This window comes from Campylobacter concisus (assembly GCF_002913865.1).
Classification (GTDB): domain Bacteria; phylum Campylobacterota; class Campylobacteria; order Campylobacterales; family Campylobacteraceae; genus Campylobacter_A; species Campylobacter_A concisus_AM.
This window is the reverse complement of sequence record NZ_POYX01000002.1, coordinates 1-15,431: the sequence shown is the minus strand read 5'-3', so window position 1 is coordinate 15,431 and position 15,431 is coordinate 1. Positions and strand designations below refer to the sequence as shown.

General features: G+C 40.5%; 15 protein-coding genes. 12 read left to right on the top strand and 3 right to left on the bottom strand.

Annotation, left to right across the window (positions count from 1 at the left end; genetic code table 11):
* Positions 1 to 180 precede the first annotated feature (180 nt).
* Genes gatB through CYP77_RS00170 form a run of 3 tightly spaced genes read left to right on the top strand, consistent with a single transcriptional unit; the run spans position 181 to position 3,557 of the window.
* The gene (gene gatB, locus CYP77_RS00180) at positions 181 to 1,602 is read left to right on the top strand and encodes an Asp-tRNA(Asn)/Glu-tRNA(Gln) amidotransferase subunit GatB (protein WP_103599649.1); all 1,422 of its coding nucleotides are present in this window, start codon (positions 181 to 183) and stop codon (positions 1,600 to 1,602) included.
* A gap of 12 nt (positions 1,603 to 1,614) precedes the next feature.
* Positions 1,615 to 2,505 carry an NAD(P)H-dependent glycerol-3-phosphate dehydrogenase gene (locus CYP77_RS00175; RefSeq protein WP_103567981.1) on the top strand — a complete coding sequence of 297 codons (891 nt, stop codon included), beginning with the start codon at positions 1,615 to 1,617 and terminating at the stop codon, positions 2,503 to 2,505.
* On the top strand, positions 2,502 to 3,557 hold the full coding sequence (locus CYP77_RS00170) for a glycoside hydrolase family 3 N-terminal domain-containing protein (protein ID WP_103567982.1): 1,056 nt from the start codon (positions 2,502 to 2,504) through the stop codon (positions 3,555 to 3,557). The genes CYP77_RS00175 and CYP77_RS00170 overlap by 4 nt, the downstream gene beginning before the upstream one ends.
* A 109-nt stretch (positions 3,558 to 3,666) precedes the next feature.
* Here the strand turns inward: CYP77_RS00170 and CYP77_RS00165 are convergent, their stop codons facing one another.
* From CYP77_RS00165 to rarD (CYP77_RS00155), 3 genes are read right to left on the bottom strand one after another with little or no spacing between them, the layout of a single operon-like run.
* Entirely contained in the window at positions 3,667 to 4,119 is a 453-nt protein-coding gene (locus CYP77_RS00165) for an aryl-sulfate sulfotransferase (RefSeq protein ID WP_103567983.1), read from the bottom strand.
* Positions 4,112 to 4,966, bottom strand: a complete 855-nt coding sequence (rarD, locus tag CYP77_RS00160) for an EamA family transporter RarD (RefSeq protein WP_258033412.1) — start codon at positions 4,964 to 4,966, stop codon at positions 4,112 to 4,114. The genes CYP77_RS00165 and rarD (CYP77_RS00160) overlap by 8 nt, the downstream gene beginning before the upstream one ends.
* 16 nt (positions 4,967 to 4,982) lie before the next feature.
* Positions 4,983 to 5,870 (bottom strand): EamA family transporter RarD, encoded by an 888-nt coding sequence (rarD, locus tag CYP77_RS00155; protein ID WP_009293763.1) that lies wholly within the window; start codon positions 5,868 to 5,870, stop codon positions 4,983 to 4,985.
* Between the two features lie 143 nt (positions 5,871 to 6,013).
* Between rarD (CYP77_RS00155) and CYP77_RS00150 the strand changes: the two genes are divergently transcribed.
* From CYP77_RS00150 to mnmH, 9 genes are read left to right on the top strand one after another with little or no spacing between them, the layout of a single operon-like run.
* Complete coding sequence (locus CYP77_RS00150) at positions 6,014 to 7,354, top strand: class II 3-deoxy-7-phosphoheptulonate synthase (protein ID WP_103567985.1); 1,341 nt, start codon at positions 6,014 to 6,016, stop codon at positions 7,352 to 7,354.
* A gap of 24 nt (positions 7,355 to 7,378) precedes the next feature.
* Positions 7,379 to 8,341 carry an NAD(P)/FAD-dependent oxidoreductase gene (locus CYP77_RS00145; protein ID WP_103567986.1) on the top strand — a complete coding sequence of 321 codons (963 nt, stop codon included), beginning with the start codon at positions 7,379 to 7,381 and terminating at the stop codon, positions 8,339 to 8,341.
* On the top strand, positions 8,338 to 10,590 hold the full coding sequence (locus tag CYP77_RS00140; RefSeq protein WP_103567987.1) for a vesicular transport factor Uso1p: 2,253 nt from the start codon (positions 8,338 to 8,340) through the stop codon (positions 10,588 to 10,590). The genes CYP77_RS00145 and CYP77_RS00140 overlap by 4 nt, the downstream gene beginning before the upstream one ends.
* On the top strand, positions 10,587 to 11,294 hold the full coding sequence (locus CYP77_RS00135) for a tRNA1(Val) (adenine(37)-N6)-methyltransferase (protein ID WP_103567988.1): 708 nt from the start codon (positions 10,587 to 10,589) through the stop codon (positions 11,292 to 11,294). Before CYP77_RS00140 ends, CYP77_RS00135 begins: the two co-directional genes overlap by 4 nt.
* A complete protein-coding gene (locus tag CYP77_RS00130) occupies positions 11,291 to 11,656 on the top strand; it encodes a YkgJ family cysteine cluster protein (protein ID WP_103567989.1) in 366 nt (121 codons plus the stop codon). Before CYP77_RS00135 ends, CYP77_RS00130 begins: the two co-directional genes overlap by 4 nt.
* Positions 11,635 to 12,897 (top strand): tetratricopeptide repeat protein, encoded by a 1,263-nt coding sequence (locus CYP77_RS00125; protein WP_103567990.1) that lies wholly within the window; start codon positions 11,635 to 11,637, stop codon positions 12,895 to 12,897. The genes CYP77_RS00130 and CYP77_RS00125 overlap by 22 nt, the downstream gene beginning before the upstream one ends.
* Positions 12,894 to 13,679 carry an indole-3-glycerol phosphate synthase TrpC gene (gene trpC / locus CYP77_RS00120; protein WP_103567991.1) on the top strand — a complete coding sequence of 262 codons (786 nt, stop codon included), beginning with the start codon at positions 12,894 to 12,896 and terminating at the stop codon, positions 13,677 to 13,679. The genes CYP77_RS00125 and trpC overlap by 4 nt, the downstream gene beginning before the upstream one ends.
* A complete protein-coding gene (locus tag CYP77_RS00115) occupies positions 13,679 to 14,164 on the top strand; it encodes an HIT family protein (RefSeq protein WP_002942290.1) in 486 nt (161 codons plus the stop codon). Before trpC ends, CYP77_RS00115 begins: the two co-directional genes overlap by 1 nt.
* Entirely contained in the window at positions 14,151 to 15,158 is a 1,008-nt protein-coding gene (gene mnmH / locus CYP77_RS00110) for a tRNA 2-selenouridine(34) synthase MnmH (RefSeq protein ID WP_103567992.1), read from the top strand. The genes CYP77_RS00115 and mnmH overlap by 14 nt, the downstream gene beginning before the upstream one ends.
* Positions 15,159 to 15,431: the final 273 nt, after the last annotated feature.

The following is a 15,431-nucleotide window of genomic DNA, read 5'->3' as shown; positions in this document are numbered from 1 at the left end:
ATTATAGCTATATTATTTTTTTCTTACGAAAAATATTTAATTTAAAATTTGAATTTTTATCTTTGGTGTTACGAATTGTTAGTGTTTTTAAATTTCCTTAAAAGCACTCCTTTAGATATTTTAAAAGAAAGTATCGCTAAAATACGCACTAAAAATTTGTATAAATTTAAAGGTAAAAATATGTTTGAAGTCGTTATCGGTTTAGAAGTTCATACTCAGCTTAATACAAAAACTAAAATTTTCTGCTCTTGCTCGACTAGCTTTGGTGACGAGGCGAACACTCACGTTTGTCCGACCTGCCTAGCCCTACCTGGAGCTTTGCCTGTGCTAAATAAAGAGGCGGTCAAAAAGGCGATCAGCTTTGGCACAGCGATAAACGCTAAGATAAATAAAAAATCAGTCTTTAATAGAAAAAACTACTTCTACCCAGACCTTCCAAAGGCATATCAAATTTCACAGTTTGAAATTCCTATCGTGGAAGGTGGCGAGCTCATCATTGATGTAAATGGCGCTAAAAAACGCATCGGCGTAACCAGAGCGCACCTTGAGGAGGATGCTGGCAAAAATATCCACGAAGAAAACGAGAGTTTGGTCGATCTAAACAGAGCCGGCACGCCGCTTCTTGAGATAGTTAGTGAGCCAGACCTTAGAAGTAGCGACGAGGCGGTGGCTTATCTTAAGAAACTGCACTCGATCCTTCGCTTTTTAAACATCAGCGACGCAAATATGCAGGAAGGTAGCTTCCGCTGCGACGCAAACGTCTCTATCCGTCCAAAAGGCGATACAAAGCTTTACACAAGGGTCGAGATAAAAAACCTAAATTCATTTAAATTTATCCAAAAAGCGATCGACTACGAGGTAGAGCGCCAAAGTGCAGCTTGGGAAGATGGCAAATATGACGAAGAAGTCTATCAAGAGACAAGGCTCTTTGACACGACAAATTTAGTAACAAGATCTATGCGTGGCAAAGAGGATAGCGCGGAGTATAGGTATTTTCCTGACCCTGACTTGCTGCCTGTTGAGGTGCCAGAAGAGATGTATAACGAAGCGATCAAAATTCCAGAGCTTGCCGAACAAAAGGTCGCAAGATATGTTAGCGAGCTAGGCGTAAAAGAGAGCGATGCCTTAAATTTAACTCAAAGCGTTGAAATGGCTAGATATTTTGAAGAGCTAATCGCTGCTGGAATTTCTCCAAAGCTTGCTACTACGTGGCTAATAGTTGAGCTTCTTGGCCGCTTAAATAACGGCGTGACGATCGAGACAAGCCCAGTTAGCAGCGCTAAGATGATAAATTTACTAAAACGTATAGAAGATGGCACGATAAGCGGCAAGGCTTCAAAAGAGGTACTTGACTACCTTATGGAAAATGATGCGGACGTTGATAGCGTCATCGAAAAGCTTGGCTTAAAACAAGTGAGCGACGACTCAGCGATCGTTGCCATTATAGATCAAATTTTAGCTGCAAACGCCGACAAAGTAGAAGAGTATAAAAATGGCAAGGATAAGATGTTTGGCTTCTTCGTTGGTCAGGTGATGAAAGAGGGCAAAGGTGCCTTTAACCCAGGCAAGGTCAATGAGCTTTTAAAGGCTAAAATAGGCTAACAAAGGGCTAAAATGAGCATAGCAGTCATCGGAGCTGGTAAGTGGGGCAGTGCGTTATTTCACGCATTTAGTGAGAATAACGAGTGTGTCATCAGCTCAAGAACGCCAAGAGAGATGCCAAATTTTGTAAGCTTAGAAGAGGCTTTGGAGTGCGAATACCTAGTTTGCACGATCCCAACGCAAGCTACAAATTTATGGCTAAAACAAAACTATAAAAACAAAGGTCAAAAGATCCTAGTCGCCAGCAAGGGCATAGACACGGCAAATCTTAAATTTCTAAATGAAATTTATGAAGACTTTGTGGATAGTGAAAATTTAGCTTTTCTCTCTGGGCCAACCTTTGCAAAAGAGATCATGCAAAAGTTGCCTTGCGCTTTGGTGGTAAATTCTAAAAATCAAAATTTAGCTTTAAAATTTGCTTCATTTTTCCCAAGCTACATGAAAGCCTACACTTCTGATGATGTGATCGGCGCTGAGGTGTGCGGGGCGTATAAAAACGTGATCGCCATAGCTGGCGGTATCTGCGACGGTCTTGGTCTTGGCAATAACGCAAGGGCGAGCCTCATTTCACGTGGGCTTGTCGAGATGGCTAGATTTGGCAAATTTTTTGGTGCAAAAGATGAGACATTTATGGGGCTAAGCGGCGCAGGGGACCTTTTCTTAACCGCCTCATCGATACTTTCGCGCAACTACCGCGTAGGTCTTGGTATCTCAAGGCACGAGAGATTAGAGAAAATTTTAAATGAGCTTGGCGAAGTGGCAGAGGGTGTCGATACTGCAAGGGCTATTAGCAAGATCGCAAAAGAAAAGGGCATTTACGTGCCTATCGCTAGTGAGGTTGAAAATATGCTAAATGGCAAAGATGTTTTTGAGAGTGTAAAATCGCTTTTGGGAAGAAGATGAGAGCTTTTAAATTTATACTTTTTGTGGCTATTTTTGCTTTGGGGTTAAACGGCGCTGAAGTGAGCCTAAGAGCCAAGGTCTCACAGATGATAATGGTTGGCTTTAACGGAGCTAGCACAAAAGACGCTGCGTTTCGCGCGATGTTAAGCGACGCTGGGTATGAGAGATTTGGTGGTGTGATGCTACTTGGCAGAAACGTCACTAGCAAAGCCCAGCTAAAAGCTAGCATAAAGGCGATCAAAGAGAAAAGTCCTAAAATTTTCATCGCTATCGACGAAGAGGGCGGCAACGTGAGCCGCATGAAGGATAAGAGCTTTGACGGACCATATCCTAGCGCATACGAGGTCGCAAGCACGCTTGATATCAAAAGCGCATACGATCTCTACTCAAAAATGGCTATAAATTTAAAAGAGTGCGGCATAAATTTAAATTTCGCCCCAGTGGTCGATCTGCACGATGAAAACTCACCGATCATCGCCGCTAAGCAAAGGGCGTTTAGCGAGTATGCAAGCAAGGTGGTGATCTACGCTGATGCTTTTATGGACGCATTTAAAGAGCAGGGCATCTTAACGACACTTAAGCACTTTCCGGGGCATGGCAGCTCAAAAGAGGACTCACATAAAAATAAGAGCGAGGTCACGCTAAGCAAAGACGTGCTACTGCCATACAAAGACGCGATAAGCACTGGTAGAGCGCAGATCATCATGGTTGGGCACCTTTTTGTAAAGGGTATCGACGAGGACAATCCAGCCACACTTTCTAAAAAAATAATAACTGATCTTTTAAGAAATGAGCTTAAATTTAATGGCGTGGTTATCAGCGATGATATGCTGATGAAAGGCGTTGGTGGCGAAGCTTTAGCGCAAAAGGTGGTGAAATTTATAAACGCTGGTGGCGACATCTTGCTCTTTAGCGAGTTTAAGATAAACAACCAAAGAACGGCTGATCTAGTAACTCAGATCATAATGGATGCCGTAAATGAGAAAAAGATCAGCAAAGAGCGGATAGACGCATCATATAAGAGGATAATGGCTCTAAAAACGAAGCTTTAAATTTACACTAATTAGTTTAAATTTACTCAATTAAAAAATGTAAATTTGAGTAAAAATTTAATAGTTTGGACACAAAATTTAGAATTTGCTAAAAATACCAAAGTCACTCTCACAACCCATCAAATTCTTTTTTTAGTTCGTCTCTTAGCTCTTCGGCTCTATCTTCGCCGTTTTTGAAATTTGCCTTCACAAAGCCATCGATCTCGTCTAAAATTTCAACAAGTTCGCTCTCCCAGTTTGCATTTTCACGCTTTAAAAGCGCCTCGACCTTATCTCTTATCTGCTCTAAGGTATCAAGCGCCTTGTCCTTGTTGCCAGCCTCATTTAGCGCATCTTCAAAGAGTATGTCTTGCCTTAGAGCGTTTATCTTTTTTTGTATGACATTGCAAAATTTAGGGTATTTTTCAGCGTTGTTTAAATTTTGCAAAACCTCTTGCGCAGCTTTTTGATAAGCTGGCACCGCCCCTTCATCGTCAAGTTTTTTGGTTAGTTTTTGTATCTGAAAATATAAAATAAGCGCTGCAAAAAATGCAAGCAGCAAATAAATCGTAACGCTACTCATTTTTACTCCTTTTTCTAAATTTATCCACGCTAATTATCGCAAGCGCCAGCCAGATCATACAAAATGAGATGACTTTGTAGCCATCTAAAATTTCGCCGTAAATAAAGACCGCGCAAAGGATCGCGATGGTTGGCGAGATGTATTGCAAGTAGCCAATCGTCGTTAAATTTATCCTTGTTGTAGCTGCGTTAAATGCGACAAGTGGCACGATAGTTACGATGCTTGAAGCGATCATTAAAAGCGAGTCTTTGTTTAGTCCAAAGTGGCTTTGCGAGTGAAAAACCAGCCATAAAACGTAGCCAAGCGCAAATGGAAACATAAAAAATGTTTCGATAAAAAGCCCATTAAATGCGCTAATCTTCGCCATCTTTCTAACCATCGCGTAAAATCCAAACGAAAGTGGCAAGATGATAGAGACAAGTGGCAGGCCACCTTTGGCGTAAATTTGCACGCAGACGGCTGCGATGACGATGCAAACGGCTATGGCGCTAGCTTTGCTTAGGCGCTCTTTAAAGATGATGACGCCAAGGAGCATGCTTATCAAGGGATTTATAAAATATCCCAAACTCGTGTCTAAAATTTTGCCGCTACCCACCGCATAGACATAAACGCCCCAGTTTATGGTGATAAAAATACCGCTTAAAAATAGAGCCTTTAGCGAGCGGATATCTTTAAGAAGCGCAAAAATTTCGCCCATTTTGCCATTAATGCAAAGCACTGCCGCCATCAAGAAAAATGACCAGATTATCCTGTGGGCTAAAATTTCATAAGCATCGACATCTTTGCTAAAGAGGTTGAAATAAACCGCCAAAAACCCCCACATAAAAAAGGCGCTAAGCGCGAGAATAACGCCTTTTTGGCTCTCATTTAGTCTTGGTATTTTTGTCGCCTTTTATAGAATTTATACTATCTATCATCAAAAGCGTGACAGAGATGGCTAGGCAGATCATCAAAAAGTATGAGCTTTTCTCCAGTCTCTCGCCGATGGCAAATGAGACAAAAAGCATCATTATAGGCTCAAAATATGTAAGCAAACCTAGTACATTTATCGGCACGAGCGTGCTTGAGAGGATCTGGGCGATGAGGGCTATGCCGCTGATAGCACCAAGCAAGATGAGCAGATAGTAGATGTTTGGATTTTGGCTCATTACGTAGTCCATATCGGCTGTGAGCGCAAAATAAAATGAGAATAAAAACATAAAAATTATCTCTATAACAAAGCTTGAGAAATTTGCAAGGTTGTAGTACTTTCTAATGGTAAAATAGACTGGATAAAGGCAAAAAACTACAGCGCTCTCCCACGAGATGCCACCGCTTATGACCGCTGTGCTAAAGACGCCAATGGCAGCGAAAAATATCGATGCTAACTTTGTTTTTGAGAGGTGCTCTTTGAAAAATATCCGTCCAAAAAGGACCATGACTATTGGCATGATGAGGTAGCCGATAGAGACTTTTAGCGCTGCGCCGTTACTTGGAGCCCAGAGATAGAGCCACATCTGAAATGAGACGATGAGCGAGGTAGCAAGCAAAACTAGTAAAATTTTAGGTTTTAGCTTTATTTTTAGAAGTAAAAATTTGAAATTTCGCTGCTGTTTTAACAAAAAAATGGCGGCGATGACAAAAGGCATGGCAAAGATCATGCGGTATCCAATAAGAGCTTGTGTGCTGATGGGGTTCATGAGCACTGACATGTAGTAAATGCAGTTAAATAAAACTGATGCCAAAAGCGAATAAAAAATGCCTTTTATCATGAAAAAAATCTTCTCTTTTTCTGGGTAAATTTAAAGTAGCGATTGTATGTAAAATATCTTTAATAACCCATTAATGGCTTTTATTTTTTAAGTTTTGCGTGATATAATCTGCGCTAAATCAAGGTAAAAGATAGGAAAAATTTATGACTTGGAACAGAGATAGTTGGAGAGAATTTAATATCTTGCAACAACCAACTTATCCAAATTTAAAAGAGCTAAAAGAGGCTGAAGAAAAACTTAAAGCGCTTCCGCCTTTGGTGTTTGCTGGCGAGGCTAGAAGTCTTAAAAATGAGCTTGCAAAAGTTTGCAATGGCGAGGCTTTTTTGCTTCAAGGTGGCGACTGCGCTGAGAGCTTTACAAATTTTAACGCAAACAACATCAGAGATATGTTTAAGGTCTTACTTCAAATGGCGATAGTTTTAACCTTTGGCGGTGGCTGTCCAGTGGTCAAAGTAGGCCGCGTAGCAGGGCAGTTTGCAAAGCCTAGAAGTAGCGATTATGAAGAGGTAAATGGCGTTAAGTTACCAAGCTATAGAGGTGACATCATAAATGGCTTTGAATTTGACGAGCAGGCTAGAGTTGCCGACCCAAAACGCATGATAGAAGCTTACTATCAAAGTGCTTCTACGATGAACCTCTTAAGAGCCTTTTCAAGAGGAGGTTTGGCTGATCTTCATCAGGTGCATAAGTGGAATTTAGGCTTTGTTAAAAAGCCAGAGATCGGCGAGAAATACGCAAAACTAGCTGATGATCTAACAAAAACTCTATCTTTCATGGCAGCTTGTGGCATCACTTCGGCAAATACCCCAGCGATAAATCAAACCGCAGTCTATACATCTCACGAGGCACTGCTTTTGCCTTATGAAGAGGCGCTAACTAGGGTTGATAGCCTTAGTGGCGAGTGGTATGACTGCTCGGCTCACATGCTTTGGATAGGCGAGAGAACGCGCGGCATAAACGACGCTCATGTGCATTTTTTAAGCGGCGTTAAAAATCCTATCGGCGTTAAGATCGGACCAAGCGCGAAAGTAGAAGATGTCATTGCACTTGTAAATAAGCTAAATCCAGAAAATGAAGCTGGCAGACTAAATGTGATAATCAGAATGGGCGCTGATAAGATCGGCGAAAATTTACCAAAAATTTTAAGAGAGCTAAAGCGCGAGGGGCTAAATATCGTTTATAGCATCGATCCTATGCATGGCAATACCGTTAAAGCCTCGAACAACTACAAAACTCGTGAATTTAGTAAAATTTTAAGCGAGGTTAGAAGCTTTTTTGAAATTCATAAAGCCGAGGGCACAAGAGCAGGTGGCGTGCATCTTGAGATGACTGGCAAAGATGTGACAGAGTGCACCGGTGGCGCGCTAAACATCACTGAAAGCTCGCTAAAAGAGAGATATGAGACGCAGTGCGATCCAAGACTAAATGCCGATCAGGCTTTAGAGCTTGCATTTTTGATGGCTGATCTAGTTAAAAAAGCTTAAAATTTATAAAATTTGGAGAAAAATATGGCAAATATTTATGATCTGATAGTAGTTGGCGGCGGACCTTGTGGCATAGCTAGCGTAGTAGAGGCTAAAAGAAATGGCTTAAGTAATGTTTTGCTCCTTGAAAAAGGCGACAACCACAGCCAGACTATAAGAAAATTTTATAAAGACAATAAACGCGTGGATAAAGAGTATAAAGGGCAAGATAGCACGATCCATGGGCTAGTTTCGTTTGAAGATGGCACAAAAGAGAGCACACTTGATTATTTTGACAAGCTACTTGACTCTGAAAAGATCGAGGCGTTTTTTAACTCTGAGGTTGAAAGCGTAAAAAAAGAGGGAGAAATTTTCAAAGTGACTACCTCAAAAGCTGTCTATGAAGCCAAAAACGTCATGGTGTCTATCGGCAAAATGGGACGACCAAACAAGCCTGACTATAAGATCCCGCCATCATTAAATTCAGTTGTAAATTTTAACCTTGATAACTGCACAAACGGCGAAAAAGTGCTAGTTGTGGGTGGTGGCAACTCTGCGGTTGAGTATGCTATCGAGCTTTGTCAGTATAACAAAACGACGATAGCTTACAGAAAAGATAAATTTAGCCGTGTAAATGAGACAAATTTAAGCGCTCTTTGGGAGCTTGAGAAGCACAATAAGATAAAAGTAAGGCTAAATCACGATATAACCGAGATCGATAATGAATCAGGCAAGGTAAGAGTGCATTATGAAAATGGCAAAATCCGTGTCTATGATAGGGTTGTTTATGCGATCGGTGGCTCAAGTCCGGTTGATTTTTTACAAAAATGTCAGATAAAAACTGATGAGAAAGGCACTCCGATAGTTGATAGCAGCTACCAAAGCAGCGTGCCAGGACTTTACGTTGGAGGCGACATCGTTTTAAAAAATGGTGGCTCGATCGTGGTCGCGCTAAATCACGCTCATAGCGTCATCAAAGATATCTTAAAAGGCAAGGCACAAGCTTGATAAATAAAATCGCACTAGCTATTGTTTGTCTGATAGCTGGCTTTTCTCTCTCATTTTTGAAATTTCAAAAAGAGGACGAGGCGCCAAAAGATACTAATCAAACGATTTATTCTATAAATTTTGATGATCTCCCCGAAGAAGAGAAGCAAAGATATGTAAGCAAAGACGATCTTTACGAGTATGGCGGCTACATCACTCCAAAGAGCTACATGCAAAATTTTGTTGATGATAAGGATCTAAATTTATCAAACAATGTAAATGAGCTTCAAGAGCAAGTGCGCGAGCTAAGCAAAAAAAATGAAATTTTAGCCGCTGATAATGTCGATATGAGCGAGAAAAATTTAGACTTCATAAGCAAAATTTCAGAGATGAAAAGAAATATCGAAAATGAAAAAAACGAGATAGTTGAAAAAAATCAAAAGGCTCTTGGCGAGCTTGAGGCGCAACACTTTGAAAATATCCAAGCTTTGACAAAGCGCCTAAATGAAGCACAAGCTGATATGATAGAGAGTTCAAAGGCCTACGAAAAAAAGATAATCGACCTTGAAAATGCGATAAATGACGCTAGAAATGGCGATGAGAGCAAACTAAAAGATGCCAAGGCCAGCTTTAATAAATTTAAGGAGAGCTTTGAGGCAAACTACACTGCTTTAAAAGAGCAAAATAACGAGCTAAACGCGACACTTGTGCAAAAAGAGGCTCTTATAAAAGAGTATGAAAAAGCTCAAAGTGAAAAAGATAGAGGCGAGAAAAAAGAAATTTTGCTTTTAAAAGAGGAGATCGAGCGAGTTAAAAATGACGCCGACACTCAAAAATTTAGCTACGAAAAAGAGATAAATGCGCTAAATGATGGCTTTGAGACGCAAAAGAGCGTTATGGAGGATGAGCTTTCTAAAAAGGCAAATAAGATAATTGATCTGCAGGAGGCTCTTGAGTCAAGCAAGACTGCACTAAAAGATAGAATTTACGAGCTTGAAGAGATCAAGAAAAACCTAAACTCAAAAGATCTAATGGCGCAAAGCTATAATGGCAAAAATTTAGAGCTAAATGCCTCGCTTGCGGCACTTCATAAGAGTTTTGATGATCTAAGGCAAAAGAGTTTAAAAAGCGAGCAAGAGAACAAGCTTGCAAATGAAAATATAAGCTCGCTTAAAAAAGAGCTTGAGAGGGCAAATGCTCTAAATAAAAAGCTTGAAAAGCAAAATTTAGACGCAAACTCAACTCTAAGCGAGCTAAGCAAAAAGCTAAGTTTAAGTGAAGAGAGCTTTAAAAAGAGCCAAGAGGAGCTAAAAGCGCTTGATACAAAGACAACTAAATTTCTAAAAACGCTATTTGATCAAAATCAAACTATCTCTTTGCAGTCGCAAAAACTTGGCTCAAACGAAGGCGAGCTAAAGAATTTAAGCGCTAAGCTTGATCTAAAAGACGCGAAGATAAAAGAGCTTGAAGAAAATGTCACAAAGACAAGCCAGATGCTCCTCGCCAAGCAAAACGAGCTAGAGACTCAAAAAAGAACGCTAAAGATCGATATGCAAAACTATGAAATTTTGCGCCAGCAGATAAATATGCTACAAAAAAAGATAGTTGATACCTCAACCTTTTTAACTGATAACAACAAAAGTGGCGGCAAAAATTTACTAAGCTTGCAAAATGAACTAGAAAACGCAAAGCAAAAGCTAAACGAGAGCAACAAGACGATCGAGAGGTTAAACTCAAAGATAAGCGAGCTAAGCTCGAGTAGCCATAAAGGTGGAGCCGTAAATGCCCAGATCATCGAACTTCAAAAAGATATCGAGCAAAATTTAAACAGACAAGACGAGCTTGAAAATGAAAATGTAAATTTAAAAAATATCTTGCAAGCTACGACCAAGCCTGAGACCCCAACAAAGCTCGTCCTCATCTCTAGCATCGAGTGCGACGATATGGACTCAAAGGACAAAGTGAGCATAATGTGTAAAAACAGAGTTAGCGAGTTTTTGCAGAGATTTAACTCAAACTACATGTATGAGATCATCCCGATCGTGGATAAGAAAAATTTTGTCATCCCATCAAATGTCGCTCAAAATATCAAAAAAGATGACCTTGGCAAGCTAAATAACTACGTAAATTACGGCGTTGGCAAAGAGCGTGCAAAGGCAGCTGCTGAGCTTATCAAAGAGGAATTTGGCGACTTTGCAAGGATAAGTTTTAGCTCCGAAGTGATCGTAAAAGATGTGACGCGCGGCTTTATCATCAAGGTTTATAGATGATCTTGGCTCAGCTTGAAAATGGCTATCGCTACAACAGCGATACGCTCGTTCTTTATGATTTTATCTGCTCTAGTGTAGGCGAAATTTCTGGCAGGGTTTTGGACGTTGGAGCAGGGTGCGGGATACTTGGACTTTTGCTTAAGCGTGATTTTAAAAAGATAGATTTAAGCATGCTTGATCTTTTGGAGCTAAATAGCGAAATTTCTAGCTTTAACGCAAAGAGCAACTGCCTAGAGGCTAGAGCCATAACGGCTGACTTTGCAAATTTTAAAGATAGTGAGAAATTTGATCTAATCATCTCAAATCCACCCTTTTATCATGACGGTGTTACAAAAAGCCAAAATGAACACATAAAAGTTAGCAGATATGCAAGCTCGCTAAATTTAAAGGATTTTATAAGAGGCATAAGCGTAAATTTAAAGCCACATAAAAGGGCGTTTTTTTGCTATGCGCCAGATGATCTTAGCGAGATAGTGGCTTGTTTGAAAGAGCATAAGCTAAATTTGGTGAGTTTAAAATTTGTCCATACCAAAAAGGATAAGCCAGCAAATTTGGCTTTACTTGAAGTGCGAAACAACTCAAACTCAAAGCTAAAAGTCCTACCACCTCTTGTGATGAGCGAAGATGGCTCACACACGAAAGAGGCAAGCGAGATCTTTAAAAAAGCTGATACAAACAGCATCTCTTACAAGGAGATCGCGTGAGGGCTGATGGTTTTAGCTATGAGTTTGATCCTAGCTTTTGCGAGAGTTGCGGGGGCAAGTGTTGCACTGGCGAGAGTGGCTATATCTGGATAGATGAGGGTGAAATTTTAAAATTTTGTGCCGCTTTTGATATGTCAAAAGATGAGTTTGAGAGCAAATTTTTAATACGTGTTGGGCTTAGGCAAAGCATCAAAGAAAAGCCTTATGATGACGGTTTTGCCTGCATATTTTTTGATGAGAAAAACAAAAACTGCTCGGTTTATGAGCTAAGACCTAAGCAGTGCAGGACATTTCCATTTTGGGATTATTTTAAAAAAAACTTAGAGGAGCTAAGAGCAGAATGCATTGGCGTAAAATTTTAATAATTTTTATAAGCGTATTTTTTAGCACGCATCTACTTGCAGATGATAACAAAAGTGTAAATTTACGCCTAATGCAAGCTCTCATCTCGCAAGATAGTGGCGATGTAAATGCTAGCATCCAGACCTATCTAGGGCTTTTTAAAGAGACAAATCAAAAGACCTATCTAAAAGAGGCGATCAAGCTAGCCTTTGCTACAAAAAATGAAAATTTAGATAGTCTCATGGCTGAGGGCGAGAAGAGTTTAAAAGATGATAGCGATTTTATCAGGATCAAGGTTGCAAATTTAGTCAATCTCTCTAAGCTAAACGAGGCAAAAGAGCTGATGCAAGAGCTTGCTACAAAAGAGCCAAACGCTCAAAATTTGCTCATGCTTGGCACCATTTGCATGATGCAAAATGATACGGTAACGGCGCTAAAATACTTTGAGGAGGCATACTCGCTAAAGCCTGAAGAGGAGAATTTACTCCGCATAGTTGATATCCTTTTAAACCGCATGGATAATGTAAATGATGCGACAAAATACCTCGAGAAATTCCGCGAGGAGCAGGGCTGCACTCAAAAGACATGTGAGCTTTTGGCTGAAATTTACTCTCAGCAAAGAAATTTCCCAAAGGTGATCGAGCTTTTTGAAGAGATCTATGATATCACTCACGATACCACTTATCTTGATAAGATCGTGCAGTATTTTATCTATGATAAAAATTACAAAGCGGCTATTGAAATTTTGAAAAAATATGGCTACAACGACGCCACGCTTATGGATCTTTACGCTGCGACTGGAAATTTTGGCGATGCATACGTTTTGGCGGTTAAAATTTATAACGACAGCAGGGATCTAAATTTCTTAGCAAAGGCAGCCATTTACGAGTACGAGATGAACAAAGATAGCCTAGATGAAAAAAAGATCGCTGATATCTTAGATAAATTTGAAGCTAGCGTGCCAAAGCTTAATAATGATATGTTTTTTAACTACTACGGCTATTTGCTAATTGATCATGAGATAGACCCTAGAAAGGGCGTAGAGATGGTGCAAAAAGCGCTTGAGATCTCGCCAGACTCGCCTTACTATGAGGACTCGCTAGCGTGGGGATATTTTAAGCTTGGTGAGTGCAAAAAGGCAAAGGGCATAATGATTCACGCGATGAAAGATGTTGATTTTAGGACTTCAAAAGAGGCAAAAGAGCATTTACATCTAATCGAGCGCTGCATAATAAATTTAAACAAAAGGCTTAAAAAATGATACTTGATGAGATCATAAAAAAGACAAAAGAGGATCTAAAAAAGCGCAAGGCAGACTTTCCTATGGAGTGGCTAGGTCGCTCTCTGGCATACAATCCATACATGCCAAGAGACGTTCTGGGCGCACTTAGATCAAGTAAAGATGAGCCTATAAAGATCATAGCTGAGATCAAAAAAGCAAGCCCAAGCAAGGGCGTGATAAGAGAGGATTTTGAGCCGATAAAAATAGCGCAGGAGTACGAGCGGTACGCAAATGCTTTTAGTATCCTAACCGAGCCTCATTGGTTTAAGGGAGACATAGAGTATATCACGCAAGTTCGTCGCTACGCTTCAAGGCCGATCCTGCGAAAAGACTTTATCGTTGATAAGTATCAAATTTTAGAAGCGCTTGTTTATGGGGCGGACTTTATCCTGCTTATCGCCAAAGCGCTAACACAAGGCGAGCTAAAAGAGCTACTTGAGTACGCGCACCACCTGGGGCTTGAGGTCTTGGTAGAGACCCATGACGCGAGCGATGTGAAAAAGGCGATCTTTGCAGGAGCAAATATAATAGGGATAAATCATAGGAATTTAGATGATTTTACGATGGATATGAGCCTTTGCGAGAAGCTCGTGCCACTTTTGCCAAATGGCAAGATAATAGTCGCTGAAAGCGGACTTTACGAGCATGAGCAGCTTCGCGAGCTAAGTAAGATCGGAGTTGATGCTTTCTTGATCGGAGAGCATTTTATGAGGCAAGATGATATAAAAAATGCCGTTAAAAAGATAAAGGAGGGCGAGTGATGCAGCACCTTTGTGCCCCTTGGAGAAGCGAGTATTTCAGCGCAAAAAAAGATAGTTGTGTCTTTTGCGAGGTCATAAATTCAAAAGAAGACGACGAGAAAAATGGCGTGCTTTTTCGTGCTAAACACTGCTTTGGGATAATGAATTTATACCCGTATTCGCCTGGACACTTTATGATCATACCAAACCACCACACCGACAAGATCGAGGAGCTTGACGAGCAGACGTGGTTTGAGATGAGTAAATTTGTAAGGCTTGGGGTTGAAATTTTAAAAAGGGAGCTTCACGCTCAGGGCGTAAATATCGGTATGAATTTAGGCAAGGCAGCAGGCGCTGGCATAGCTGAGCACGTGCATTATCATCTTGTGCCAAGGTGGAGCGGGGATACAAATTTCATCACAACGATCGCTGATGTGAGAGTAAATGGCACGCCGTTTCATCCGCTTTATCAAAAGCTAAAAAAGGCTTTTAGTGGCGTTATTTGAGATTGATATCGAGCAGTGGCTTGAAAAAAGGGGCGACTTTGAAGTCCTAATAGACGCTAGATCGCCGCATGAGTATGCCTACTCACATATAAAAGATGCGTTAAATTTATACGCGCTTGATGATGCTGAGCACAAAGAGGTAGGCACGATCTACAAAAGCGACAGAGCCCTAGCTAAGAGCCTTGGTGCAAAATACATCTGCAAAAATTTGCAAAATATCATCGACGAGGTCTATAAAAGGTGCAGGGTCGGCTCAGCTATTGGCATCTACTGCGCAAAGGGCGGGCTTAGATCAAGCTCGGTTGGCTTTGTGCTAAGCATGATAGGATATAGGGTTTTTAGGCTAAATGGCGGCTATAAGGCTTATAGAAACCATGTTTTGGAATTTTTAGAGCGTCCTTTAAGCACGAAATTTATCACTCTTTTTGGCAACACTGGCTGCTATAAAAGTAAGCTAATAAGGGCACTTACGCCATCAATAGACCTTGAAGCGATGGCAAATCACCTAGGCTCAGTCTTTGGCGCGATAAACGGCGCGCAGCCTAGCCAAAAGTGCTTTGAAGATGCGTTATTTGAGGAGCTTTCTGCACTAAAAGATCAAATTTGCTTTATCGAGGGCGAGAGCAGAAGGATCGGCTCGCTAACACTTCCAAAAAGCCTTTATGAAGCGATGCGAAGAGGCATCTGCGTTGAGGTTAGCGCGAGCTTGGAGAATAGAATTTCTTGCATCACAAGCGACTATAAAAGTGTGGATAAAGCCTTTTTTGATGAGTGCATAAAGAAAATTTCGCCCTTCATCGACAAAGAGGCCAGAGATGAGGCGGTGGCCAAATTTAATGAAAACGACATTGCCAAAGTGGCTGAAATTTTACTCACAAAATACTACGACAAGGTCTATAAGAAAAATGAAAACATTAGCGTTTTTGTAAGCTCTGATGACTTTGATGAGGCTGTAAAAAAGCTAAATTTGATAAGAGATGAGGCTAAATTTTAAATCCTTTTGGCGCTTAGTTTGGGCTAAATTTCACCTCTAAATTTAAATTTACTCTCTTTGGCTGGGTTAAATTTACTTTTAAATTTAAAATAGATCGTTTTTTGCACTTAGAAATGGCTTATTTTAAGGCTGTTTTTATACTTCAATATAAAATTTCTTGCTATTTTTGTGAAATTTCTAGCCAAATTTTCTGGGTTACTGGGTTAAATTGGATTGGCTGGATTGGCTGGATTGGCTGGATTGGCTGGATTGGCTGGATTGGCTGGATTGGCT

Bases quoted from the DNA above. Each gene is read 5' to 3' on its own strand.
- gatB (WP_103599649.1), top strand. From the start codon at position 181: ATGTTTGAAGTCGTTATCGGTTTAGAAGTTCATACTCAGCTTAATACA.
- CYP77_RS00135 (WP_103567988.1), top strand. From the start codon at position 10,587: ATGATCTTGGCTCAGCTTGAAAATGGCTATCGCTACAACAGCGATACG.
- trpC (WP_103567991.1), top strand. From the start codon at position 12,894: ATGATACTTGATGAGATCATAAAAAAGACAAAAGAGGATCTAAAAAAG.
- CYP77_RS00125 (WP_103567990.1), top strand. From the start codon at position 11,635: ATGCATTGGCGTAAAATTTTAATAATTTTTATAAGCGTATTTTTTAGC.
- CYP77_RS00145 (WP_103567986.1), top strand. From the start codon at position 7,379: ATGGCAAATATTTATGATCTGATAGTAGTTGGCGGCGGACCTTGTGGC.
- rarD (WP_009293763.1), bottom strand. From the start codon at position 5,870: ATGATAAAAGGCATTTTTTATTCGCTTTTGGCATCAGTTTTATTTAAC.
- CYP77_RS00150 (WP_103567985.1), top strand. From the start codon at position 6,014: ATGACTTGGAACAGAGATAGTTGGAGAGAATTTAATATCTTGCAACAA.
- CYP77_RS00115 (WP_002942290.1), top strand. From the start codon at position 13,679: ATGCAGCACCTTTGTGCCCCTTGGAGAAGCGAGTATTTCAGCGCAAAA.
- CYP77_RS00175 (WP_103567981.1), top strand. From the start codon at position 1,615: ATGAGCATAGCAGTCATCGGAGCTGGTAAGTGGGGCAGTGCGTTATTT.
- CYP77_RS00170 (WP_103567982.1), top strand. From the start codon at position 2,502: ATGAGAGCTTTTAAATTTATACTTTTTGTGGCTATTTTTGCTTTGGGG.
- CYP77_RS00165 (WP_103567983.1), bottom strand. From the start codon at position 4,119: ATGAGTAGCGTTACGATTTATTTGCTGCTTGCATTTTTTGCAGCGCTT.